This is a genomic window from Nocardioides sp. FY1077 (assembly GCF_058681775.1).
Genome location: NZ_JBZWDB010000001.1, coordinates 188,934 through 212,867 on the forward strand (window position 1 = coordinate 188,934; position 23,934 = coordinate 212,867).

Annotated in this window: 19 protein-coding genes and 1 tRNA gene; 10 read left to right on the plus strand and 10 right to left on the minus strand. The window is 75.3% G+C overall.

Translation table 11 applies throughout. The features are described from left to right. Positions 1-59 precede the first annotated feature (59 nt). The 4 genes from eccCa to AC4OR8_RS00975 all read left to right on the plus strand — a co-directional run bounded on the left by eccCa (position 60) and on the right by AC4OR8_RS00975 (position 5,388). Positions 60-4,079, plus strand: a complete 4,020-nt coding sequence (gene eccCa, locus AC4OR8_RS00960) for a type VII secretion protein EccCa (protein ID WP_492163695.1) — start codon at positions 60-62, stop codon at positions 4,077-4,079. Positions 4,080-4,298: 219 nt separating this feature from the next. Continuing rightward, a complete protein-coding gene (locus tag AC4OR8_RS00965; RefSeq protein WP_492163696.1) occupies positions 4,299-4,469 on the plus strand; it encodes a hypothetical protein in 171 nt (56 codons plus the stop codon). A gap of 83 nt (positions 4,470-4,552) precedes the next feature. Next, positions 4,553-4,876 carry a type II toxin-antitoxin system VapB family antitoxin gene (locus AC4OR8_RS00970; protein WP_492163697.1) on the plus strand — a complete coding sequence of 108 codons (324 nt, stop codon included), beginning with the start codon at positions 4,553-4,555 and terminating at the stop codon, positions 4,874-4,876. Further along, positions 4,873-5,388 (plus strand): LytR C-terminal domain-containing protein, encoded by a 516-nt coding sequence (locus AC4OR8_RS00975; RefSeq protein WP_492163698.1) that lies wholly within the window; start codon positions 4,873-4,875, stop codon positions 5,386-5,388. The genes AC4OR8_RS00970 and AC4OR8_RS00975 overlap by 4 nt, the downstream gene beginning before the upstream one ends. Here AC4OR8_RS00975 and AC4OR8_RS00980 read toward each other — a convergent pair. Continuing rightward, a complete protein-coding gene (locus AC4OR8_RS00980) occupies positions 5,342-6,949 on the minus strand; it encodes a potassium/proton antiporter (RefSeq protein ID WP_492163699.1) in 1,608 nt (535 codons plus the stop codon). The genes AC4OR8_RS00975 and AC4OR8_RS00980 overlap by 47 nt on opposite strands. Before the next feature lie 105 nt (positions 6,950-7,054). Between AC4OR8_RS00980 and AC4OR8_RS00985 the strand changes: the two genes are divergently transcribed. From AC4OR8_RS00985 to AC4OR8_RS01000, 4 genes are all read left to right on the plus strand, one after another. After that, complete coding sequence (locus AC4OR8_RS00985; protein ID WP_492163700.1) at positions 7,055-8,251, plus strand: pyridoxal phosphate-dependent aminotransferase; 1,197 nt, start codon at positions 7,055-7,057, stop codon at positions 8,249-8,251. Between the two features lie 98 nt (positions 8,252-8,349). Further along, entirely contained in the window at positions 8,350-8,781 is a 432-nt protein-coding gene (locus AC4OR8_RS00990; RefSeq protein WP_492163701.1) for a hypothetical protein, read from the plus strand. A 51-nt stretch (positions 8,782-8,832) separates the two neighbouring features. Next, positions 8,833-9,756: a hypothetical protein gene (locus tag AC4OR8_RS00995; protein WP_492163702.1), complete on the plus strand. Its 924-nt coding sequence runs from the start codon at positions 8,833-8,835 to the stop codon at positions 9,754-9,756. Next, on the plus strand, positions 9,753-11,228 hold the full coding sequence (locus tag AC4OR8_RS01000) for a hypothetical protein (RefSeq protein WP_492163703.1): 1,476 nt from the start codon (positions 9,753-9,755) through the stop codon (positions 11,226-11,228). Before AC4OR8_RS00995 ends, AC4OR8_RS01000 begins: the two co-directional genes overlap by 4 nt. Here the strand turns inward: AC4OR8_RS01000 and AC4OR8_RS01005 are convergent. Genes AC4OR8_RS01005 through AC4OR8_RS01015 form a run of 3 tightly spaced genes read right to left on the minus strand, consistent with a single transcriptional unit; the run spans position 11,213 to position 14,202 of the window. After that, entirely contained in the window at positions 11,213-11,815 is a 603-nt protein-coding gene (locus AC4OR8_RS01005; RefSeq protein ID WP_492163704.1) for a GNAT family N-acetyltransferase, read from the minus strand. The two genes, AC4OR8_RS01000 and AC4OR8_RS01005, sit on opposite strands and share 16 nt — an antisense overlap. A gap of 45 nt (positions 11,816-11,860) precedes the next feature. After that, entirely contained in the window at positions 11,861-13,330 is a 1,470-nt protein-coding gene (locus AC4OR8_RS01010; RefSeq protein WP_492163705.1) for a VWA domain-containing protein, read from the minus strand. Continuing rightward, entirely contained in the window at positions 13,327-14,202 is an 876-nt protein-coding gene (locus tag AC4OR8_RS01015; RefSeq protein WP_492163706.1) for an AAA family ATPase, read from the minus strand. Before AC4OR8_RS01015 ends, AC4OR8_RS01010 begins: the two co-directional genes overlap by 4 nt. Before the next feature lie 138 nt (positions 14,203-14,340). On the opposite strand from AC4OR8_RS01015, the gene AC4OR8_RS01020 reads away from it, so the two are divergent. Then, entirely contained in the window at positions 14,341-14,550 is a 210-nt protein-coding gene (locus AC4OR8_RS01020; protein ID WP_492163707.1) for a hypothetical protein, read from the plus strand. Between the two features lie 3 nt (positions 14,551-14,553). Here the strand turns inward: AC4OR8_RS01020 and chrA are convergent, their stop codons facing one another. Next, on the minus strand, positions 14,554-15,915 hold the full coding sequence (gene chrA, locus AC4OR8_RS01025; protein WP_492163708.1) for a chromate efflux transporter: 1,362 nt from the start codon (positions 15,913-15,915) through the stop codon (positions 14,554-14,556). A 229-nt stretch (positions 15,916-16,144) separates the two neighbouring features. Here chrA and AC4OR8_RS01030 point away from each other — a divergent pair, with 229 nt between their 5' ends. Continuing rightward, positions 16,145-17,263, plus strand: coding sequence for a hypothetical protein (locus tag AC4OR8_RS01030; protein ID WP_492163709.1), 1,119 nt, complete (start codon positions 16,145-16,147; stop codon positions 17,261-17,263). A 103-nt stretch (positions 17,264-17,366) separates the two neighbouring features. Here the strand turns inward: AC4OR8_RS01030 and AC4OR8_RS01035 are convergent. The 5 genes from AC4OR8_RS01035 to AC4OR8_RS01055 all read right to left on the minus strand — a co-directional run bounded on the left by AC4OR8_RS01035 (position 17,367) and on the right by AC4OR8_RS01055 (position 23,836). Continuing rightward, positions 17,367-17,456 (minus strand) — tRNA-Ser (locus AC4OR8_RS01035). Positions 17,457-17,529: 73 nt separating this feature from the next. Further along, on the minus strand, positions 17,530-18,129 hold the full coding sequence (locus tag AC4OR8_RS01040; RefSeq protein WP_492163710.1) for a LutC/YkgG family protein: 600 nt from the start codon (positions 18,127-18,129) through the stop codon (positions 17,530-17,532). Positions 18,130-18,180: 51 nt separating this feature from the next. After that, positions 18,181-19,680, minus strand: a complete 1,500-nt coding sequence (locus AC4OR8_RS01045) for a lactate utilization protein B (RefSeq protein ID WP_492163711.1) — start codon at positions 19,678-19,680, stop codon at positions 18,181-18,183. Then, positions 19,677-20,462: a (Fe-S)-binding protein gene (locus AC4OR8_RS01050; RefSeq protein WP_492164457.1), complete on the minus strand. Its 786-nt coding sequence runs from the start codon at positions 20,460-20,462 to the stop codon at positions 19,677-19,679. The genes AC4OR8_RS01045 and AC4OR8_RS01050 overlap by 4 nt, the downstream gene beginning before the upstream one ends. Before the next feature lie 320 nt (positions 20,463-20,782). After that, on the minus strand, positions 20,783-23,836 hold the full coding sequence (locus AC4OR8_RS01055; protein WP_492163712.1) for a glycosyl hydrolase: 3,054 nt from the start codon (positions 23,834-23,836) through the stop codon (positions 20,783-20,785). Positions 23,837-23,934 lie beyond the last annotated feature (98 nt).

Genomic DNA, 23,934 nt, shown 5'->3' on the forward strand with positions numbered 1-23,934 from the left:
CCGTTCGTGGCTGCGTCGCCGACGCGTCCGCGACCGCACACCCCGATCGAGGGACCTCCGTGACCACCACGCTGCGCGGGAACCGGCTCGAGGAGCCGGCGATGCCCACCGGCCAGATCGTCCTGCAGGCACCCCCCGAGATCGAGGAGAGCGAGGGCGCCGGCGGCGTCCTGATGAACGCGATCCCGATGCTCGGCAGCCTGGGCTCGATCGTGCTGGTGGCGAGCATGGGCGGCCAGACCGGTGGCCGGTCCTACATCGCGGCCGGCATGTTCCTCTTCGCCACCCTCGGCTTCATCGTGGTGCAGATCGACCGGCAGCGGAAGCAGCGCGCCCAGAGCGTCACCGGCTCGCGCACCGAGTACCTGCGCTACCTCGCCGGCGTCCGCAAGATCGCCCGGGACGCCGCCGACCAGCAGCGCCGCGCGCTGACCTGGCACCACCCCGAGCCGGCGTCGCTGCCCTCGCTGGCCGAGGAGCGCTCGCGGGTGTGGGAGCACGGCACGGCCGACCCGCAGTTCCTCCACGTGCGCTACGGCGTGTGCGCCCAGCCGCTGGGCCTCGAGCTGGTGCCGCCGGAGTCGGCGCCCATCGACCAGGTCGACCCGGCCGCCGCCTCGGCACTGCACCGGCTGCTGGTGGTGCACCGCCTGCAGCCCGACCTGCCGGCGTCGCTCGACCTGCGCGCCTTCGACCGCCTCGAGCTGTGCGGCCCCGACGAGCCCGCCCGCTCGCTGGCCCGGGCCGTGCTGTGCTCGGCCGCCGCGTTCCAGTCGCCCGAGCACCTCGTGGTGGCCGTGCTGGCCTCCGAGCGCACGCTGGCCCACTGGGACTGGGTGAAGTGGCTGCCCCACAGCCTGAGCCCCCGCGCCACCGACGCCGTCGGCCCGATGCGGATGGTGAGCACCTCCCTCGACGACCTCGCCGCCCTGCTGCCCGAGGACCTCAGCGACCGTCCCCGCTTCGGCGCCGACGAGCGCCCCGCCGCTCCGCACATCCTGCTGGTGACCGACGGCGTCTCGTTGCCGCCGGGCAACCACGTGGTGCCGCCCGACGGGCTGCACGGCGTCACGGTGCTCGACCTGCCCGACCGCTGGGACGAGATGGACGACGCCAGCTCGCTGCGGCTGCTGCTCGACGGCGCCGTGGGGCCCGACGGGCGGGTGCCGCTGCAGGCGCTCCGGCTGCGCGAGGAGCCACTGCGCGCCCGCGCCGACCAGTGCGACCTGGCCACCGCAGAGGCCTTCGCGCGCCGGCTCACCCCCCTGCACACCGTCGCGGCGGTCCCGGGCGACGCCGCGCCGTCCGGGGAGATCACCGGGCCCACCGACTTCATGGAGCTGCTCGCCCTGGGCGACGTGCACACCTTCGACCCCGCCGTCGCCTGGCGCCCCCGCCCGGCGCGCGACCGGCTGCGGGTGCCGATCGGGAACGGCGAGGGCGGCGGCCTGGTCCACCTCGACATCAAGGAGTCGGCGCAGCAGGGCATGGGCCCCCACGGCCTGGTGATCGGCGCGACCGGCTCGGGCAAGTCGGAGTTCCTGCGCACCCTGGTGCTCGGCCTGGTGATGACCCACTCCCCCGAGCAGCTCAACCTGGTGCTGGTCGACTTCAAGGGCGGCGCGACGTTCGCCGGCATGGCCGACATGCCCCACGTCTCCGCGGTGATCACCAACCTCTCGGAGGAGCTCACCCTCGTCGACCGCATGCAGGACGCGCTGTCGGGGGAGATGGTGCGCCGCCAGGAGCTGCTGCGCTCGGCCGGCAACTACGCCTCGATCCGCGACTACGAGAAGGCCCGCGCCGCCGGCGAGGACCTCGAGCCGATGCCGTCGTTGTTCATCGTGGTCGACGAGTTCTCCGAGATGCTCTCGGCCAAGCCCGAGTTCATCGACCTGTTCGTCGCCATCGGCCGCCTCGGCCGCTCGCTGGGCCTGCACCTGCTGCTGGCCTCGCAGCGCCTGGAGGAGGGCCGCCTGCGCGGGCTGGAGTCGCACCTGTCCTACCGCGTCGGCCTGCGCACCTTCAGCGCCCAGGAGTCGCGCGCCGTGCTCGGCGTGCCCGACGCCTACGAGCTGCCGGCCGTGCCCGGCCTCGGCTACCTCAAGCCCGACCCCACCAGCATGGTGCGGTTCAAGGCGGCCTACGTCTCGGGCCCGCCGTCGGGTCGCGCGCGCGTCGTGCGCGACGAGGGCGGGCACGTGCAGGGCATCCTGCCGTTCACCGTCTCGGAGGTGCAGATGCTCGAGGCGCCCGAGCCCGAGCAGCCCGCTCAGGAGCCGACCCCCGTGCGCAGCAAGCAGGAGGGCCAGCAGAAGTCGCTGCTCGACGTCGCGGTGGAGCGGATGGAGGGCCAGGGCCCGGAGGCCCACCAGGTCTGGCTGCCGCCGCTCGACGTGCCCGACACCCTCGAGCGCCTGCTCGGCGACCTCGAGGCCGACCCCGACCTCGGCCTGGTCTCCCGGCGCTGGCGCGACCTGTCGGGTCTCACCATCCCGCTCGGCACCGTCGACCGCCCGCGCGAGCAGCGCCGCGACACCCTCACCGTCAACCTCACCGGCGCCGCCGGCCACGTCGGCGTCGTCGGCGGGCCGCGCAGCGGCAAGAGCACCCTGCTGCGCACGATCGTCACCAGCATGGCGCTGACCACCACGCCGGCGGAGTCGCAGTTCTTCGTCCTCGACTTCGGCGGCGGCACGTTCACCCCGCTGGCCCGCCTGCCCCACGTCTCGGGCGTCGCCACCCGCTCCGAGCCCGACGTGATCCGCCGCATCATCGCGGAGGTCGTCGGCATCGTCGACCGCCGCGAGGCCTACTTCCGCTCCCACGGCATCGACTCCATCGAGACCTACCGCAGCCGCCGGGCGCAGGGCCGCACCGACGACGGGTACGGCGACGTCTTCCTCGTCGTCGACGGCTGGAGCACCCTGCGCGCCGACTTCGACGACATCGAGATCCAGCTGCAGCAGCTGGCCGGTCGCGGGCTCACCTTCGGCCTGCACCTCCTCGTCGGCGCCGCACGCTGGTCGGACCTGCGCGCCGCCATGCGTGACGTGCTCGGCACCCGCCTCGAGCTCAAGCTCGGCGACCACATCGACTCCGAGATCGACCGCAAGATGGCCGCCCTGGTGCCGGCCGGACGCCCCGGACGCGGCCTGGTGGCCGGCAAGCTGCACTTCCTCGGGGCGCTGCCCCGCATCGACGGCGACGCCTCGCCCGACACCCTCGGCGACGGCGTGGACGACCTGATCACCCGGGTGGCCCAGGCCTGGACCGGCCCCGCCGGCCCCAAGCTGCGGCTGCTGCCCGACCGGATCGACCTGGCGCAGGTGCGCCAGCAGGCCGGCGCCACCGGCACCGAGGAGGGCGCGGCGAAGCCGGGCGGCCCGCTGCTGGTGGGCATCAACGAGAAGGACCTGGCCCCGGTGGCCCTCGACGTCGACCACGAGCCGCACCTGCTGGTCTTCGGCGACGGGCAGTCGGGCAAGAGCGCGCTGCTGCGGGCCTACGCCCAGGAGATCGTGCGCACCCGCAGCCCACGCGACGCGCAGATCTTCCTCGTCGACTACCGCCGGTCGATGCTGGGCGAGGTGCCCGAGGAGTATCTGCTCAACTACATGACCTCGGCCACCCAGGCCACGCCCGTGCTCAAGGACCTCGCCACCTACCTGCAGAACCGGATCCCGGGCCCGGACGTGACACCCGACCAGCTGCGCAACCGGTCGTGGTGGTCGGGTGCCGAGGTGTTCCTGCTCGTCGACGACTACGACCTGGTCGCGACCTCGCAGAGCTCGCCGGTCGCGGTGCTGCAGCCGCTGCTGGCCCAGGCCCGCGACGTCGGCCTGCACCTCGTGGTCACCCGTCGCTCGGGCGGCGCGTCCCGGGCGCTCTACGAGCCGGTCATCCAGTCGATGCGCGACCTCGCCATGCCGGGCATGCTGCTCTCCGGCAGCCCCGACGAGGGCCCGCTGATCCGCAACCTGCGCCCCGTGCCGGCCCCGCCCGGACGCGCCCGGCTGGTCACCCGCGACCGCGGCCTCGAGGTCGTGCAGACGGTCTGGACCGAGCCCACGGTCTGAGGCGCCCCCGGACGTCGGGCCCGCCCCCGGCGTCCGGAACCGGCGGTTCCCACACGCCCGGACGTGCCCGGGAGCACCCGCAGGACGACCCGCAACGAGTCGCAGGTCACCCGAGGTGGAACCTGCTCGTAACCCGGGCTCAACACCCCGGCCATCAGCGACCGCCACGCTGGGGTCTCCACCCGGGCACCGCCCGGGTCAGCCCCCAGGAGGCCGATGATGGCGAACCCCACCTTGTCCGAGCAGGACCTCGAGCGCGTGCGCCAGCAGCGGGACCTCAAGACCCGCCACTCCCAGGCCCTCGCCCGGCTCCTCGAGGAGCGCGCCGACCTGCGCGGGGTCAACGCCCTGGCCGACCTCGTCGACGACTCGCTGCGCTGGTCGGCCTAGCCGCTCGACCCCCGCGGCCCGCCGGCACCGCCCCTCGGTGCGGGCGGGCCGTGGACGGTCCCGGTGCTGGGTACACTCGCGCCGTGATCTTCAAGCGCGTGGGTGAGGGGAGGCCGTACCCCGACCACGGCCTCAGCTCCCGCGCCTGGGCCGCCGTGCCTCCCCGGCAGGTGCGTCTCGACGAGCTGGTGACCACCAAGGACACCCTGCAGCTCGCGGCGCTGCTCGACGAGGACTCCACCTTCTACGGCGACCTGTTCGCCCACGTCGTCGAGTGGCGCGGGGAGTACTACCTCGAGGACGGCCTGCACCGCGCCCTGCGTGCCGCGCTGCAGCAGCGCAACGTGCTGCACGCCCGGGTGCACGTCGTCGCCTCCGGTCGCCACGTCGCGACGGCACCGGCATGAGGAGCCGCCAGGTCCGCTCCGCGGTGACCCTCGTCGTGCTCACGCTGCTGCTCGTGGGCGGCGCCGTGTGGGGCTTCTCCGCCGCCACCAGCCCGCTCGGCGACGGCGGCGACGAGGCCGAGACCGCCGCCTGCGTCGACACCGACATCGCCCGCGGGGACCGGCTGCGGCCCCGTCAGGTGCTGGTGAGCGTGCTCAACGCCGGCGAGCGCGCCGGCCTCGCCGGTCGCACGATGCAGGAGCTCACCGACGCCGGCTTCGTGCAGGGCGACAGCGACAACGCCCCCGCCGACGCCGAGGTGGTGCGCGCCCAGATCTGGACCGCCGACCCGTCCAGCCCCGCGGTGCGGCTGGTGGCCTCCCACCTGGGCAGGGCGCCCGTCGTGCGCCGCGACACCCCCGCCGACGGCGTGGTGGTCGTGGTGGGCGACGGCTTCGGCGGGCTGGTCGAGGGCCTCGACGAGCTCACCGTGCGTGGCGCCGCCGTCGTGTGCGTGCCACCGCGCGGCTGACCGCTCCTGGCGTCCGCGCCTGCCCCGGCACCGGCACTGCGGACGTCGGCACGCTCCCGGTCTCGTCGGCCGGGGCGTTCCACTGCCCCAGGCGGCCGCCGGCGCTCACCTGGCGCAGCCGCTGCTCGGTGGTCTCGCGCTGGCGCCGGGGCGTCACCACGAGCACGTCGTCGCCGCGGCGCAGCACGGTGCGGGCCTCGGGCACCAGCGTCTGCCCGTCGCGGATGACCATCGACACCGACACCCCTGCCGGCAGCCGCAGCTCGCCCACCTCCACCCCGTGCAGGCGGGAGACCGGGCTGATCCGCAGCTGCAGCAGGTCGGCGGCCACCCGGTCGAGCGGGGCCGCCTCCAGCTCGAGGTCGCGCGGCTCGGAGCGCCGGGCCACCTTGAGCACCCGGGCCGCCAGGGGCAGCGTCGGGCCGGTGAGCAGCGTGTAGAGCACCACCATCACGAACACGATGTCGAAGAGCCGGGTGCTGCCGCCGACACCCTCGGACAGCGGGATGGTCATCAGCACGATCGGCACCGCGCCGCGCAGGCCCGCCCACGACAGGAACGTCAGCTCGCGCCACGGCACCGGTTGCACCAGCGTGCTGACCGCGACCGACAGGGGACGGGCCACGAAGGTCAGCAGCAGCCCCGCGGTGACGGCCAGGCCCACGGTGGAGAGCGTGATGCGCCCGGGCGAGAGCAGCAGGCCGAGCATGACGAACAGGCCGATCTGGGCCAGCCACGCCACGCCCTCGGCGAACGACCTCGTCGCCCCGCGGTGGGGCAGGTCGAGGTTGCCGAGCACGAGCGCGGCGACGTACACCGCGGCGAACCCGCTGCCGTGCAGTGCGGTGGCGGCGCCGTACCCGAGGAACGCCAGGCTGAGCACCGCCAGGGGGTAGAGACCCGAGGACGGCAGCGCCGCGCGGCGCAGCAGCCACCCGCCGCCGAACCCCGCCGCCAGGCCCATCGCGACACCGACGGCGAGCTCGAAGGCGATGATCGCGAGCACCACCGCCGGATGGCTGTCCTGCACCGCGCCGGTGGAGATCAGGGTGACCAGCACGACCGTGGGCGCGTCGTTGAGGCCCGACTCCGCCTCGAGGGTGCCGGTGAGCCGACGGGGCAGCGGCACGACCCGCAGCACCGAGAACACCGCAGCGGCGTCGGTGGGCGAGCAGACCGCCCCGAGCAGCACCGCCAGCTCCCACGGCAGGCCCAGCACGTAGTGGGCACCGACGGCCACCACGGCCACCGAGGTCGCCACGCCCACCGTGGCCAGCGACAGGCCGAGCCGCATCGCGGGGCGCGCCTCGCGCCAGCTGGTGGTGAGCCCGCCCTCGGCGAGGATGACCGCGAGCGCGGCGAAGCCGAGCGCGTGGGCGAGCTGGGCGTCCTCGAAGGCGATGCCGAGGCCCGCCTCGCCGAGGGCCACGCCCATCAGCAGGTAGATCAGCAGGCTGGGCAGGCCGGCGCGGGAGGTGAGCCGCACCGCGAGCACGGCCAGGAGCGTGACGGTCGACCCGACCAGCACGAACTGGTCGAGGTCGTGCACGTCGAAGGTCATGTCACCTCTGCTCGCTGGCGGGGGCGGCGCGCGCGCAGTCTATCGGCGCGCGGCCCCCGCCCCGACCGGTGCCGCGGGCCCGGACACCGCGCCTAGGCTCGCCGGGTGACCGACCGCATGCAGGTGGCCAGCCGCGCCGCCGTCCCGCCCTTCCACGTCATGGACATGCTGGCCGCCGCCGCGCGGCGTCGGCGCACCCACGGCGACCTGGTCGACCTGCTGGCCGGGCAGCCCAGCACCGGCGCGCCCCGGCCGGTGGCGGCCGAGGCGGTGCGGCTGCTGCAGTCGGGCGAGCCGCTCGGCTACACCCCGGCCACCGGGGTGCTCGAGCTGCGCGAAGCCATCGCCGGCCACCACCGGCGCCGGCACGGCATCGAGGTCGACCCCGACGACGTGGTGGTCACGACCGGCAGCAGCGGCGGCTTCCTGCTGGCGTTCCTCGCCGCGTTCGAGGTGGGCGACCGGGTGGCGCTGGCCCGACCCGGCTACCCCTGCTACCGCAACGTGCTGAGCGCCCTGGGCTGCGAGGTCGTCGAGCTGGAGACCGGGCCGGCCACCCGCTACCAGCCCACCGTCGAGCAGGTGGCGGCGCTGCACGCCGAGGTCGGCCTGCGGGGGCTCGTCGTGGCCAGCCCGGCCAACCCCACCGGCACCATGCTGCTGCCCGAGGAGCTCGCGGCGCTGGCGCGCTGGGCCGAGGAGCACGGCGTGCGGCTGATCTCCGACGAGATCTACCACGGCATCGAGTACGCCCCGCTCGACCACGGCCCGCAGGCGTCGCTGGCGCGCAGCGCCTGGGAGACCAGCCGGAGCGCGGTGGTCTTCTCCAGCTTCAGCAAGTACTTCTCGATGACCGGCTGGCGCCTGGGCTGGATGCTGGTGCCCCGCGACCTGCGCCGGGCCGTCGACGTGCTGACCGGCAACTTCACCATCTGCCCGCCGGTGCTGGCCCAGCGCGCCGCGCTCGCGGCGTTCACCGACGAGGCCCACGCCGAGCTCGACGGCCACGTCGCCCGCTACGCCGCCCAGCGGCGGGTCCTGCTCGACGGGCTCACCTCCCTCGGGCTGACCCGGCTCGCCCCCGCCGACGGCGCGTTCTACGTGTACGCCGACGTCGGCCACCTCACCGACGACTCGATGGCCTTCGCCCGCGACCTGCTCGACCGCACCGGGGTGGGCGTGGCGCCGGGCGTCGACTTCGACACCGTCGACGGCCACCGCCACGTGCGGCTCAGCTTCGCCGGGCCCGCCGCCGACATCGAGGAGGGCCTGCGCCGCCTCGCCACCGTGCTCGACCGCTGAGCCCACGGCCGGGCCGGACCGGGGTTTCACCGGGCGCCGCGCAGGGAAGGTGCGGAGGGATCCAGGGAGGGATTGCGATGCACGGCGACGTTGACGTCATGCGCAGACGAGCCGGCCAGCTGCGTGAGCAGGGCACGGAGGTGCGGGCGCTGGCCGACCGCCTCGTCGCGCGCACCGAGACCATCGGCTGGAGCGGTCGCGCCGCCGAGGCCATGCGCGACCGGGTGCGGGAGCGGGCGACGCACCTGCGCGAGGCCGCCGCGGCCCACGAGACCGCGGCGGAGTCGCTGGAGAGGCACCTCGCCCAGGTCGGCCTGGTGCAGGAGCAGATCGGCGACCGCGAGCGCCGCGCCACCACCCTCGTCACCGACGCCCGCACCCGCGTGGCGCAGCTGGAGGCCGGGGCGGGCGACGACGCCGCTGCCGGCGTCCGCCGCCTGCCCGACCCCGTCGACCGTCAGCTGGTCGCCTTCGACCCCCCGCCCAGCGGTCACCTCGACTGGCTGGACGTCGAGCTGCCCGGGCTCTGAGCCCGCGCTCGACCGCCGCCCGTCTCGACCGACGTCCCCCGAGGAGCCCCCGTGCCGACCATCGACCTGAGCAGCCCGCCGCCCCCCGCGGCCCACCTGCTCGACGCCCTGCCGCGCCGCGTGGCGCTCACCCTGCCCGAGCTGCGCCACGTCGCGGCCGCCGCGGGCGGGGCGCCGCTGCCCTTCCTCGAGCCCGACGCCGCCGACGCCTCCTCCCTCGACGGCCGCCTCGGCCTGAGCCCCGCCGCCGTCGAGGACGCCGCGTACTCCACGGCGCTGGCCTCGTTGCACGACCCGGAGACCAGCCTCGGACGACGCGGTCTGCTGGTGTCCGGCGAGGTGGACGGGGGCCTGCTCGGCGCCGTCGGCCTGCTCGCCACCCCGCAGGTCGCCCTCGACCTCGACCTCGCCGTCGACGGGGTGCAGGCCAAGGCGTGGCACCGCCAGGCCCACGACGCGGTGGCCACGCTCGCCACCGTCGACGGCGTGGTGTTCGAGCTCGCGTGGTTCCCCGCCTCGCAGTGGCCGATGGAGCTGGCCCGGGTCGCAGTCGTGCCCGAGGACGTCGCCCTGGGCGGCTCCCGCGCCCCGGCGCTGCTCGACCTGCCCTACGAGCTGGCCGACGCCGCCTCCGAGGCCGCACGCTCGGCGCGCCCCGACCTGCTGCCGGTGCTCGTCGAGCAGCACGCCGGCCGCGTGCTCGCCGACGGCGAGGTGGTCGGCACCGCCACCACCACCGCCGCCCTCGACGCGATGACCACCGAGGCCCGCGGGCGGCTGCGCGCGCTGGTGGCCGACGTCTCGGGTCCGACCACCGACGTGGTCGGCGTGGTGTCGTGGGTGCTCCTGGCCGACGGGTGGCACGCCCTGCGACCCCACCGCACCGACGGCGAGCAACGGGTGCTCGTGCGTCGTGTCGAGGCGCCCGACCTCGCCGCGGAGCTCGCGCCGGTGCTCGCCGAGGTGACGCGATGAGCGACGCGACCCGCCCGGCCACCGAGGCCGACGACTGGCAGCAGGCCCTCTCCCCCGAGGCCGACCTGCTCCCCGACGGCCCCGCCGACGGCCCCGCCGACGCCGCGACGGCCCCGACGGGGTCGCGACCGTCGGCGGTGGAGATGGCCGACGCCCAGGACCGCTACGACCAGATGATGCGGCTGGCCGAGGAGTTCGACGACGCCGGCGCGCAGGTGCGCACGCGCTCGCGCCTCGGCGCCGAGGTGCTGCGCGACCCCGACGTCACCGCCTCCGCTCCGCTGTCCCGCGCGACCTGGGCGCAGGTGGAGGAGGGCGTGCGCGCCGCGACCTCGGGCAAGCGTGGCCTGCTGACCCGCTCGATCGAGCTGGACGCCGACGCGCTGGTGCTGCGGGCCACCGTGCTCACCTACCGCTGGATCGACGAGCTGCAGAGCGCGGCGTACGACACCCTCGGCTCCATCGCGGGGCGCGCGATCGGCTACCTCGCCCCCGGGGTCGCCCTCGGCGGGGCGATCGTCTCGGCCGGCCTCATCGAGACCGACGCGCTCGACCGCGACGGGGTCGCGGCGTACCTCCACGAGCTCGCCGAGAACAATCCCGAGCTGATGGACCACGTCAGCAGCGGTGGCGGCGGACTGCTCGACGGGCTGCAGATGCGCTCGATGCTCACCGCCGGCGTGCTGGCCGGTGACCACCAGCGCTCCGCGGCCGCCGGCGGCCTGCGCGCCGCCGGCGTCGCGCCGTTCGGCGTCGACTTCGCCTCGGCGCTGCGCGACGTCGCCGGCGGGCTGGTGGACGCCGAGCCGATGGCCGAGCCGGCCACCGAGCCCGGCGCGGCGGCTCCCTCCGACGGCGCCGCCGCCTCGACCGCGCCGCGCACGATCGAGGAGCTGATGGCCACCCTGGCCACCACGCGGCGCAGCGTCAGCGTCGAGCGGGTCGCCCCGCACCGCTACATCGCCTACCTGCCCGGTCCCGGCGCGAGCGGCGGGCGCCGGCTGCGGCTCGTCGGCGGCGACCACACCGCCTACGACGCCCAGGTGGTGGCCGCGCTCGAGGCGGCCACCGCGGGTGACCCCGACGCGCGGGTGATGCTGGTCGGCTCCGCCCAGGGCGGCGTCGCCGCCGCCGAGCTGGCCGCGAGCGCCGACTCGCCGCACTTCGTCATCGACCAGGTCGTCACCGCGGGCTCCCCCTCGGCGCAGGTGGCGCGCATCCCGGCGCCCACCCGGGTGCTCTCGCTGGAGGACCGCTCCGACCCGGTGGCCCTGCTCGGCTCGCTGGTCAACGCCGGCCTGGACAACCGCCTGACCGTGGTCTTCGACCGCGCCGGCGAGCCCGCCGGCGACGGCGCCGGGCAGGCCGGCAACGACTACGTCGCGGGCGGCCGCGCCGCCGACGCCGCTGCCCACCCCGAGCTGCGCGCCGAGATCGAGCGCATCCAGGGCCTGGGCTACCTCGCCGGCTGAGCCCGCGGCGCGTCCGGCTCCCGCACGCCGAACCACTGCTCGGCGCCGAACTCCTCGAAGCGCTCCACCACGGTGAACCCCAGCCGCGCGGCGAGGCGCAACGAGCGGTCGTTCGCGGTCTGGGTGCACAGCACCACGGGCTCGCCGGGTCGCGCGGTGGCGAACCAGTCGAGCACCGCCGCGCACGCCTCGGCGGCGTACCCGTGGCCCCAGGCGTGCGGCAGGAACAGGTAGCCGAGCTCGGCCACCCCGGCGGCCACTCCGGCGGCCACTCCGGCGCCCGTCTCCTGCCCGACCTCCTGGGGCAGGCGGCCCGGGCGTGCGGCGTCACGGCGCCCGAGCGAGACGACGCCGACCACCGCCGCCTCGAGGTCCACCACGAGGAGTCCCGGCCGCCGCCGGGGCACCTCCGGCACCTCGCGCTCGAGCTCGTCGCGCGGCCGGGGGCCGCCGAGGAACGTGTGGACCTCCGGGGAGGCGTGGAGCTCCACCAGCGTCGCCCGGTCGCGGGCCTCGGGCTCGCGGAGCAGGAGCCGCTCGGTGGTGATCGGGGCAGGCGGCCAGGCGACAGGAAGGAGGTCGGCCACGCCGGAAGCCTACGAGGGCCACGCGGTCGCGGACCGCTCGCGGCCTCAGAGCACGTCGTGCACGAACGCGCCGAGCTGGGCCAGGTTGCGGCACTCCACCATCGGCACGACGTCGCCGTAGCGGGCGGCCGCGGAGTCACCGGTGTCCCAGTGCCGCCGGTGCTCGGGGTTGAGCCACCACGCGTGGCGGATGCCGTGGGTGAGGTCGCGCAGCACGTCGAGGTGCAGGTCGGCGTAGTTCGACCGGGCGTCGCCCAGCACCAGCAGCGACGAGCGCGGGCCGAGGGCGTCGGCGTGGTCCTCGCGGAAGCGGGTGAGCGCGCGGCCGTAGTCGGTGCGCCCGAAGCGGGCGGCGTGGGCGGCGCTGGCGGCGAGGTCGGCCATCACGTCGACCAGGTCGGCGCCGGGGGTGAAGCTGGCGGTGACCTCGTGCACGTCGTCGACGAAGGTGAAGGCCCGCACCGCCTGGAACTGGTCGCGCAGCGCGAAGACCAGCATCAGCGTGAACTGCGCGAAGTGGGCCACGCTGCCGCTGACGTCGCACAGCACGACGAGCTCGGTGCGGTGGGGCCGCCGCGGCTTGTGGTGGGTGGTCACCGGCACCCCGCCGGTCGACATCGACGCCCGCACGGTGCGTCGGAAGTCGAGCGGGCCGCGGCGGCGGGCGTGCTGCTCCTGGGTGAGGCGGGCAGCGAGCCGGTGCGCGAGGGGCTGGATCTCGCGGCGCAGCTCGACGAGGTCGGTGCGGCGCATGGAGAGGAAATCGAGGCGGTCGATGGCGGGGCGCATCGCGACCTTCGCGACGTGGTCGGCTCCCTTCTCCTCACCGATGCGGCGCCGGGCGTCGGCCTCCACGCGGCGGGTGAACTCCCCCACCCGCCGGGTCGCCGCGCGGGTGGCCTCCTCCTCGCCTCGACCGCCCGCGGCCAGGCCGGTGACGATGCGGTCGACCAGCTCGCCGGGCGCCACCCGCTGCAGTGCCGTGTACGCCGACCACGACGACAGCCCGGGTCCGCGACCGGGCATCGTCCCGAACCGCCCGACCATCTCGGCGGCGAGGCGGGCCAGCGCGTCGTCGTCGCCGGTGAGCAGGGCGTCGAGCAGCCGCTCGCGGAAGTCGCCGAGGGCGGCGGCGTTGTCTCGCACGCCCTCCCCCGCGGCGTCCGGGCCGTCGGCGGCCGCCGCGTCCCCGTCGTCCGCACCGTCGTCCGCGCCGTCGTCCCCGGCCCCGCCGGAGGGCGACCCGTCGAGCGCGAGCCCCCCGTCGCCGACGAGCCTCGGGAAGTACAGGTCGAAGAGCCCGTCGAACGTCGGACGCTGCGCCTGCCGCTTCACCAGCGTGGCGGCGTACCCCTCGCGCACCAGGGTGCGGTCGTCCCAGCTGAGCGCGCCGACGGCGGCGATGGCGTCGAGGTCCTCGGCCAGCGACACCGGCAGCCCGGCCGCCCGCAGCGCCTCGAGGAACGCGATGTGGCGCTCCAGCAGGCCGCTGCCCGGCGTCGACGGCGAGGTCATGCCCGCAGCCGCAGCTCTCGCACCGCACGCTCGTGGTCGGTGGCGTGCTTGAGCACGACGCCGAGGGTGTCGGTGACGGCCTTGTCGTCGAGGTCGCGGATCTCCAGCGCGATCAGGGTGCGGGCCCAGTCCACCGACTCCGCGATCGACGGCGCCTTCTTCAGCTCCAGCTCGCGCATCCGCCCGACCATCGCCACCAGCTGCTCGGCCACCCGGTCGTCGAGGCCGGGCACCTGCGAGACCACGATCTCCCGCTCGCGCTCGGCGTCGGGGTAGCCGAGGTGGAGGTAGAGGCAGCGGCGCTTCACGGCCTCCGACAGCTCGCGGCTGGCGTTGGAGGTCAGCACCACGAAGGGCTTGCGCACCGCGGTGACGGTGCCGAGCTCGGGGATGGTGACCTGGAAGTCCGAGAGCACCTCGAGCAGCAGGCCCTCCACCTCCACGTCGGTCTTGTCGACCTCGTCGACGAGCAGCACGGTGGGCTCGTCGCGACGGATCGCGGTGAGCAGCGGACGGGTCAGCAGGAACTCGTCGGTGAAGATGTCGTCGTGGGTCTGGTCCCAGGTGGCGCCGTCCTGGCCCTGGCTGGCCTGGATGCGCAGCAGCTGCTTGCGGTAGTTCCACTCGTAGAGCGCCCGCGCCTCGTCGAGGCCCTCGTAGCACTGCAGCCGCACCAGCTCGGCGCCGGTGGCGCGGGCCACCGCCTTGGCCAGCTCGGTCTTGCCGACCCCGGCCGGACCCTCCACCAGCAGCGGCTTCTCCAGCGCCCCCGCGAGGTACGACGTGGTCGCGGTGGCCGGGTCGGCGAGGTAGCCGGCCGCGGTGAGCCGCTGCGCGGCCTGCGCCGGGGAGGAGAACCAGGGAGAGGTCATGGACCCATCCTGACGCACCCGCCCGCGCCACCACGGGGCCGGCGACCGCTCGTCGGGCGCAGGCGACCGCTCGTCGCAGCGCCGTCCCGCGGGCGGCCGCCCCCGTCACCCCCGGGCGGCGGGATCGTTGGAGGGGGCATGCGACGCCGTCCGCCCGCCGCCGCCCTCACCGCCGTACGCGTGGTGAAGGGCACCGTGCTCGCGCTGCTGCTGATCCTGCTGGTCGGCCTGCCGCTCGGCAGCGGCCCGGGCGCCGGGCCCGCCGACCTCGCCGGCCGCGCCGGCCATGCCGACCACTCGGACCGGGACGTGCCGCGGGTCGTGGCCCCCGACGGCCGTACGCGCTGAGGCTCAGCCGGCCACCAGGGTCAGCACGACCCCGGCGACCGCGCACACGGCCAGGCTGCGCAGCACCGGCCACCCGCGCCAGAGCACGAGCACGCCGCCGAGCACGGTCACGGCCACCGCGAGCGGGTCGAGCGAGCCGAGCACCGGCAGCTCGAGGGCCAGCGGCCCGGTGTCGACGCGGCGGGTGTCGGTGAACAGCGTGTGCACCGCGAAGTACAGCGCGAGGCTGGCGATGACGCCGACCACCGCGGCGGTGATGCCGGCCAGCGACGTGCGCAGGGCGCGGTTGCCGCGCAGCCGCTCCACGTAGGGCGCGCCGAGCAGGATGAACAGGAAGCACGGCACGAAGGTGACCCAGGTGGTGAGCAGCGCGGCGAGCACCGCGGCCAGCCACGGGTCGAGCGAGCCGGGGTCGCGGTAGGCGCCGACGAAGGCGACGAACTGCACCACCATCACCAGCGGGCCCGGCGTCGTCTCGGCCAGGGCCAGGCCGCGCACCATCTCGCCGGGGCCGAGCCAGCCGTAGACGTCGACCGCCTGCTGCGCCACGAACGCCAGCACGGCGTAGGCCCCGCCGAAGGTGACCACGGCGGTGCCGCCGAAGAACAGCCCCTGGTCGACGAACACGCTGTCGCGCCCGGCGAGCAGGGCCGCGAGCGCCACCGGGGCCACCCACAGCAGCAGGCCCAGGCCCAGCACCTGGGCGTTGCGGACCCGCGACGGCGGGGTGGCGTGCAGGGCGTCGTCGGGCACCAGCGGGGCCGGGCCGTCGTCGGCCGCGGCGGCCGGGGCGCTGCCCAGCGCGGGCAGCCGGCGGCCGAGCAGCCAGCCGGCCAGCGCCGCCGCGGCGACCACCACCGGGAACGGCACCCCCAGCGCGGCCAGCGCCACGAACGACGCGATCGCGAGGCCCACCAGCGCGGGGTGGCCGAGCGCCTTGCGGGAGAGCCGCGTGACGGCCTGCACCACGATGGCCAGCACCGCCCCCGACAGTCCGAGGAACAGCCCCTCCAGCAGCGTCGTCTCGCCGTACCCGACGTACAGCGCCGAGAGCGCCAGCAGCGCGACCACCCCGGGCAGCACGAACAGCACGCCCGCCACGAGCGCACCCCGCAGCCCGTTGAGCAGCCACCCGACGTACGTCGCGAGCTGCTGGGCCTCCGGGCCGGGCAGCAGCGTGCAGTAGGACAGCGCGAACAGGAACCGCTGCTGGCCGATCCAACGGCGCTCCTCGACGAGCGTGCGCTGCATGACCGCGATCTGCCCCGCCGGCCCGCCGAAGGTCTGCAGCGAGATGAGGAACCACGCCCACGTCGCCTCGCGCAGCGGTACGACGTCGGCCTGCGCCTGGTGCTGCTCGCTCATCGCGTTCCTCCGGTCGTGGCCCGATCGCACTGGTCGTCGCGCCTCGGACGACCGGCAGCAAGGATGCCGCACCGGCCCGTGACGCCGTGGACGGCCGTTCCCGCGGCCATCTCTGCAGGTAGCACGCGGGGCCGGCGGAGGGTCGACGTGCCGCTGTCAGGCCCGGCAGCGTGACGGGTGTGGCACGTCCGGGGTGCGCGCGCGTGCGGGAGGCGGCAGGGTGGGCACGGTGACCCCGCGACCGCGCCCCGCGAACGGCGCCGCGGGTCTGGTCGGCCTGTGCACAGCCGCACTGCTCGTCGGCTGCGGCGCGGACGCCGACGTGCGGGCCGGTGACCGCATCGACCACGACCGGATGGCCGAGGTGGCCGCCGACGCCACGGCCACCGCCGACCAGGTCGTCGAGGCGGGCAGCGCCGTGGACGCCGCCGGGGTCGACGGCACCACCTTGGTGACCTACACCGTGCACCAGGACACCAGCGAAGGCCGCTCGGCCGGGGCCTGGCGGCTGCACGACGGCGACGGGAACGTCGTGGCGACCGAGCTGGCGGGGGTCACCGACGAGGGCGCCGCCACGACCGACGTTCTCCCGGCACCCGGTGGCTACGTGGTCAACGAGCGCGGCGGCCCGGTGTGGTTCGTGAGCCCGGACGGCGCCCGCGCGCGTGCCACCCGCGCCGCGCGGCCTCTGGTGCCGTGCCCCGGCGACGTGCCGCTCCAGGACGGCACGACCCGGTTGGTCCGGCCCGCCGACCGGACCGTCTTCGTCGCCGCACCCCGGGGTCCCGGGGGCCGGCAGGGGTGGACCGTGGCCGACGACGGCACCGTGTGGGTGCAGCGCCTGGGCCGGGCGGGACGCACCCCGTTCGACCGCAGCACCCCGGCAGGCCGGTGGCGACCCGTGGCGACCTGGACCCCCGAGGCTCCCGGCCAGTGGGTGAGCGGTTCCGCCCTGACCACGGTGGGCGCGCGAGTGGTGGTGCCGGTCGTGGCCGAGGAGAGTGGCGACCTGGAGGACGTCACCTTGGTGGGCCTGCTCGTCCGCCGCTCGGGTGCGCCCGCCGGCCGCCCGTGGGACCTGCTCGAGGTCGGCCTCCCCGGCACCGCGTGGTGGGACGCGCGCGCGGTCGCCGTCGACGAGGGCACGGTCGCCGTCGGCGCCTGGGGCGAGGCGCCGTACCTGGTCGACCTCGACACCGGCGCGTCACAACCGGTCGCGATGCCCACCGACGAACGCGGTCGGACCTTCGACGTCGAGGCCGGCGCGTTCTACGCCACCCACCGCGAGCACGCTGACGCCCGGGTCAGCCACGACCGGGGCGCCACCTGGGCACGCCTCCCGCACTGAGGGGTCGGGCCGTGGCCCTGCCGGGTGCGCACACGGCGCCGGGTCGCCGGCCCGGGGAACGCGAACGGCCCTCCCCCGCACGTGCGGGAGAGGGCCGTTCGACTGGCGGTGGCGGTGGGATTTGAACCCACGGTGGGTTTGACCCCACACATCATTTCGAGTGATGCACCTTCGGCCGCTCGGACACGCCACCGCGGGAAAAGATACCGGAGGCGGTGCGGGCCCGCGAATCGGTGCCCGGACCCATCGTCGAGCAGGTCCTGGGGTCAGTCGCCGACGAGCAGGACGTGCAGGGTGCGCGGGCCGTGGACGCCCTCGACCCGGTCGAGCTCGATGTCGCTGGTGGCGCTGGGGCCGCTGATCCAGGTGAGCGGACGGGCGGGGTCGAGCAGCGTCACGGCGTCGGGGACGTCGGCCACGACCTGGTCGGTGCGCACGACGCACACGTGGAGGTCGGGCACGAGCGTGATGGCGCGCCGGCCCTGGTCGGCCTCGTGGTCGAGCACGATCGTGCCGGTCTCGGCGATGCCGACGCGGGCGGCGGTGACCACCGCGACGCAGTCGTCGAGGTCGGCGGCCGAGAGCCCGTCGTCCACGACCGAGCGCGGGACGTCGACGCCGAGGCCCGGCGGCACGACGACGCGGCCCGAGGCCGGCAGCGCCGCGGCGACCCGGGCGGCCAGCTCGTCGGGACGGCAGCGCTCGACCACGGCGCGGTAGTCGGTGACCCGGTCGTCGAACAGGTCGACCAGCGCGTCGTGCGCCGCCGGGACCGCGCGGGGCGCGACCACCGGGGCGGGCTCGGGTGTCACGCCCTCGAGGGCGCTGCGCACCCGGGCGAGGATGTCGTCACGGGCGCTGCTCATGCGTCCTCCTGGGGGACTGGTGTCGACGGGTGGTGTCGAGACGCCCGCTCCTCAACCACCGTCGGGGCTCCCCTCGGTGCGGCCGCCGTCGGTGCGGGCGTGCCAGGCGCGGAACGACTCGGCCGGCGGGGCGGGCAGGTCACGGGCACCGGTCCAGGCGGCAGCGGGGCCGGGCAGGCGCCCGGCGGCGGCGCGTCCACCGGGCAGGGCGGTGCGCGAGAAGCGCGCCATCACCCGTCCCGACAGCCCGGAGGCCTTCTCGACCAGGCCCAGGCGCCGGGCGTCGGTGAAGGCCCAGGCGGCGCCCTTCATCGCGACGGCCTCCGCCTTCGGCACGAGGTCGCCGCGGTGGCCGTCGACGACCTTCGAGCGCAGGTGCACGAGCACCTCGGGGATGTCGATGCGCACGGGGCACACCTCGAAGCAGGCCCCGCACAGCGACGAGGCGTACGGCAGCGAGTCGGTCTGCGCGTCGCCGGTGCCCTTCATCAGCGGGTTGAGGATGGCGCCGATCGGGCCGGGGTAGACCGAGCCGTAGGCGTGGCCGCCGGTGCGCTCGTAGACGGGGCAGACGTTGAGGCACGCCGAGCAGCGGATGCAGCGCAGCGCCTGGCGCCCGACGTCGTCGGCCAGCGCGCGGGTGCGACCGTTGTCGAGCAGCACGACGTGCACCTCCTGCGGGCCGTCGCCGGGGGTGACGCCGGTCCAGGTCGAGGTGTAGGGGTTCATCCGCTCGCCGGTCGACGAGCGGGGCAGCAGCCGCAGCAGCGGGTCGAGCTCGGCCCAGGTCGGCACGACCTTCTCGATGCCGACCACCGAGACCAGCACCTCGGGCAGGGTCAGGCACATCCGCCCGTTGCCCTCCGACTCCACGACGACCAGCGTCCCGGTCTCGGCGACGGCGAAGTTGGCACCCGAGACGCCGACCTTGGCGCGCAGGAACTTCTCGCGCAGGTGGAGCCGCGCGGCGCCGGCGAGCTCGGCCGGCACGTCGGTGAGGTCGTCGGGGGCCGGACGGCCGGCCTCGGCCATGTGGTCACGGAAGATCTCGCGGACCTCGGCGCGGTTGCGGTGGATCGCCGGCACCAGGATGTGGCTGGGCAGGTCGTCGCCGAGCTGCACGATGAGCTCGGCGAGGTCGGTCTCCCAGGCCGCGATGCCCTCGGCGGCCAGCGCGGTGTTCAGGTCGATCTCGGCGGTGGCCATCGACTTCACCTTCACGACCTCGTCGACGCCGTGGGCCTTCGCCACCTGCGCGACCACGGCGCAGGCCTCGGCGGCGTCGCGGGCCCAGTGCACGGTCGCGCCGGCGGCGGTCAGGCTCGCCTCGAGCTCGACGAGGTGGGCGTCGAGGCCGTGCAGCGCCCGCTCCTTGACCGCGGCACCGGCCAGCCGCAGCTCCTCCCACTCCGCGACCTCGGCGACGACCTTGCTGCGCTTGGCGCGGATGGTGGCGGTGGCGTGGGCCAGGTTGTGCCGCAGCTGGGTGTCGCCGAGCGCCTCGCGGGCGGCGGTGGGGAACGGCGGCATGCCGACGAACGTGCGGCTCATGCCACGTCTCCGCTCGGGGTCGCGGCCTGCACCGGGGTGGCCTCGGCAGGCGCGGCCAGCACCGGCGCGTCCTCGGTGGCGGCGAGCACCTCGGCGAGGTGCACCACGCGTACGCCGGAGCGCTGTCGCGAGAGCAGCCCGCCGACGTGCATCAGGCAGGAGTTGTCGCCGGCCACCAGCACCTCGGCGCCGGTCTCGCGCACGTGGCGGGCCTTGTCGGCGCCCATGGCCACCGAGGTGTCGGCGTTCTTCACCGCGAAGGTGCCACCGAAGCCGCAGCACTCCTCGGCGCCGGGCAGGTCGACCAGCCGGATACCGCGCACGGCCTCGAGCAGCCGACGGGGCCGGTCGCCGACCCCGAGCATCCGCAGCGAGTGGCAGGTGGGGTGGTAGGTGACGCGGTGGGGGAAGTAGGCGCCCACGTCGGTGACGCCCAGGACGTCGACGAGGAACTCGCTGAGCTCGTGCACCTTGGGCGCGGTCTGCTCGACCGCCCGCTCCAGGGCGCGGTCGCCGCTGCGCCGCGCCACGATGCCGTGCTGGTGACGCGCCGAGCCGGCGCACGAGCCCGAGGGCGTGACCACGGCGTCGTAGCCGGCGAAGGCGTCGACGAAGGTGCGCACCACCGGCACCGCCTCGTCGAGGTAGCCGGTGTTGACCATCGGCTGCGCGCAGCAGGTCTGCGCGGTCGGGAACTCCACGTCGACGCCGAGGCGGCGCAGCAGCGTGAGCACGGCCCGCCCGGTGTCGGGGAACATCGCGTCGTTGACGCAGGTGACCATCAGTGCGACCCGCACGAGCATCTCCTCCTAGACGGGCCGACCGGCCCCGGGCCCGACGCTACGCCGGTGGCGCAGCGAAGGTGTGCCCGCCGTCACTGTTTGAAACGATTCATACCACACCGTCGACCTGGCTCACCACACCGAGATGGCCCTGGCCGAACGGGTCGCCGTCACCCGTTGACCCACCTGTCGGCCCGCACCCGCACCTGTCGGCCCGTGCGACGGCCGACAGGTGCGGGTTTCACCAGCCGGCTGGTGAAACCCGCCATGGCCCGGCGCCGGGCCCGGCCGGCGCCCGAGGGGGGCGCCGGCCGGGAGGCTCAGCCGAGCGGCACGTCGACGTACGGCACCAGGCGCACCGGGCCGACGAGACCGTAGGCCTGGCGCGCGGCGACGGCGTACACCTCCGGGGTGACGGTGCGCAGCCGGTTGATCAGCGTGGTGGCCACCTCCACCTCGATGACGTTGACGCCCTTCTTCAGCGCGTGGCCGAGGTCGACCGCCGGGTCGAGGGGGTCGAGGGGGTCGAGCCGCGTGCCGTTGACGCTGACGCGGAAGGTGTCGTTGACCTCGCCGAGCTGGAGCACCGCACCGTCGACGAACCGGGTCCAGTCGGAGCCGAGGTCGACCTCGGTGCGGTAGCGCCCGATGCCCGAGGTGTCCTCGAGGCCGGGGATCGACGACCACGGCACCAGCGCGTCGAGCGCCACCTCCACCACGGGCTTGACCGTCTCGGTGGCCGTGGCGCCGGGCTTCCAGTCCTCGACGGCCAGCGACCACGTGGTGAGGTCCATCGCCTCGCGCACGCGCTCGATCGTGGTGGTGACCACCTTGCCGTTGCCGCGGGTGGTCTGCACCTCGCCCGCGGTGCTGGCCCGCACGCTGAGGCGGTGGCCGTCGCTGAGGACGGCGTCGGCGGTGGTCGAGCGCGCCGAGGGGGCCCGCCGTCCGCGCGCCGGCGGCACCAGCGCGATGATCGTCGACTGGCCCGGCAGCAGGTCGACGCCCACCCGCACCCGGTCGCCGTCGCGCTCGTGCACCGCCACCGGCACCGCCCGTCCCGACCAGGCGTCGAGCTGCACCGGCACGGCCGAGGGGTCGGCGGCGGTCAGCCAGAGGTCCTGGGTGACGCGGGTGAGGCGGCGGTTCTCGGCGTGCTTGGCGTTGGCCACGTAGTACAGGTCGGTGTCGCGGAACCTGCGCCGCACGGTCATCACCGTCGACGTCTCGTGCACCACGTCGCGCTCGACGCCGAGCTCGGCCAGGGCGGTGGGGATGCCGGTGTCGACCAGCACCTGCCGCGTCGTCGGGAGCGCCATGATCTGGTCGAGCAGTCCGCGCAGCTCCTCGGTCTCCCCCGGCTCGGCGAGACCCACGGGAGCGGCGGTCGACCAGTCACCGAGGAACACCACGGGCAGGCCCTGCGTCGCGAGCTCCAGCAGGCGGCGGGCGGTGGCCACGGCCATCGTCCGCTCGCCCCCGCGGAACTGGTCGGGGCCCACGATCACGGCCTTGTACGCCGGCCCGGCCGGGGCGAGCCGGCCGTCCTCGACGACGGCGCGCGGCAGCTCGAGCAGCGCCGGGGTGGCGAAGGAGTGCGTCCAACCCGTGGGGATGCCGACGTTGGTGGCCCAGGGGGCGCCGATGCCGGTGGAGGTCCAGCCCTTCTGGCGCAGGAACACCACGTCGTAGACCGGTCGCCCGGTCTGCAGCACCAGCTGGGTGCGGGCGAGGTAGTCGGCGACGTCGCGCACGTGCTGCCAGGTCGGCGTGCGCGGGCCCCAGGCCTCGCCGTACCCGATCGCGCCGTTGTAGTACGGCGAGAACGCCGCGAAGCCCGGCCAGGTGACGCCCGGGGCGTCGGCGTAGGCGAAGCCGTGCAGGACGGCCATGTTGACGCCGCCGGCGTAGATGCTGTTCAGCGTCTGCAGGGCGCGGTCCCAGGTGGTCTGGTAGGCGGCGCCGAAGTAGCAGGCGGCCTCGCAGGAGAGCACCTTGGTGCCGCGCATGTCGCGACCGCCGGCCATCACGCGGTAGTCGTCGAGGTTCTTGAACCCCAGCGACTCGGTCTCCGGCACGTCGAGGAGCGCGGCGTGCTCCACGGTGTCGGTCTCCAGGCCGTACGGCTGCACGCGCAGGCCCATGCCGAGGCTGCGGGCGAAGGCCTGCACCGGGAGCAGGTGGTGGTCGCGGTAGAGGTCGCTGAGCACCTGGTTGAAGTCGTCGCGCACCCGCGTCGTGGTGACCGGGTCGAAGGCGTAGAGGTACTTCTCGTTGGCCTCCACCACGACCGGCAGGTAGGGCGTCAGCTCGTAGCCGGCGCGCTTCGCGAACTCCTCGAGCATGCGAGGGGTCCAGATGGTGGCGTCGGTCTCGATCTCGAGGGAGTCCTCGAAGAGGTAGCCGCCGGCGGCGCCGAGGAGCTTGCGCATCTGGGAGTCGAGGATCCGGTCCTCCCACAGGTCGATCAGCGCGCGCGAGCCGAGCGCGGCGAAGTGGTCGACGACGTAGGAGCGCGGCGAGGTGTGGGGGCCCGCCTCGGGCTCCTGGGCCGAGCCGCGGCGCCAGTAGGACAGCAGCACCCACGGGCCCTCGCCGGTCGCGGTGAACGAGACGCGGCCGTCGACGACCTGGTCGGTGAGGTCGACGCGGGAGGCCTCGTCGAGGGTGGTGACGGCGCGCACGGTGCCGAGGTCGCGGTAGGCCTGCACGGCCACCAGCGTGCGGCGGGTGCTGCCCTCGTGGGCCTCCACGACCGGCTCGGGCACGACGTCGTCGTACGTCGCGCCGGCGGCGAGGGAGACCGCACCGTGGGCCAGCTCGGTGCAGGCGGCGTCGTCGTCGGGGGTGATCGTGGAGACCGCGGCCGGCCACGACGGGCCCACCGTGATGTCGATGCGCACGTCGCGGCGCGCGCCCTGGCGCAGCGCCGCCTTGACTCCGGCCACCCAGGCCGGGGTGCCCCAGCCCTGGGTCTCCAGCGGGATCTCGATGTCGCGGGCGCGCAGGCTGTGGGTGACGTCGGCGATCTCGAGGACGCCGAAGCCGGCGTCGGCCACCTGGTCCACCTCGCGTCGCACCTGGGCGGGGGTCACCGCACCGTGGGGCCACCACCAGCGGAAGCCGGCGGCGGTGGCGGTGGTCGGGGCGGCGAAGCGGCGGGCCAGGCCCTTGGGCAGGCCGTTGACGGCGGGGCCGGCCGAGCCGCCCTTGGCCGCGGCGGCGGCGGGCGCGGCGGCCACGGCACCGGCCGCGCCGGAGGCGACGGTGACCCCGGCGGCGACCGCCGAGCCGGCGAACAGGCGACGGCGGGTGAGGCCGGCGCGGGGGGTGGTGCCGGCGGTCGGGCGACCGGACGAGGCGTCGTGGGACATGGGGGGTGGTCCTCCGAGTGAATCGATTCAGTGGACCGCCAAGGTAACCGTCGTCACACGCCGGCGACACCGTCTCGACCCGTGTTGGCCGGTTGCGG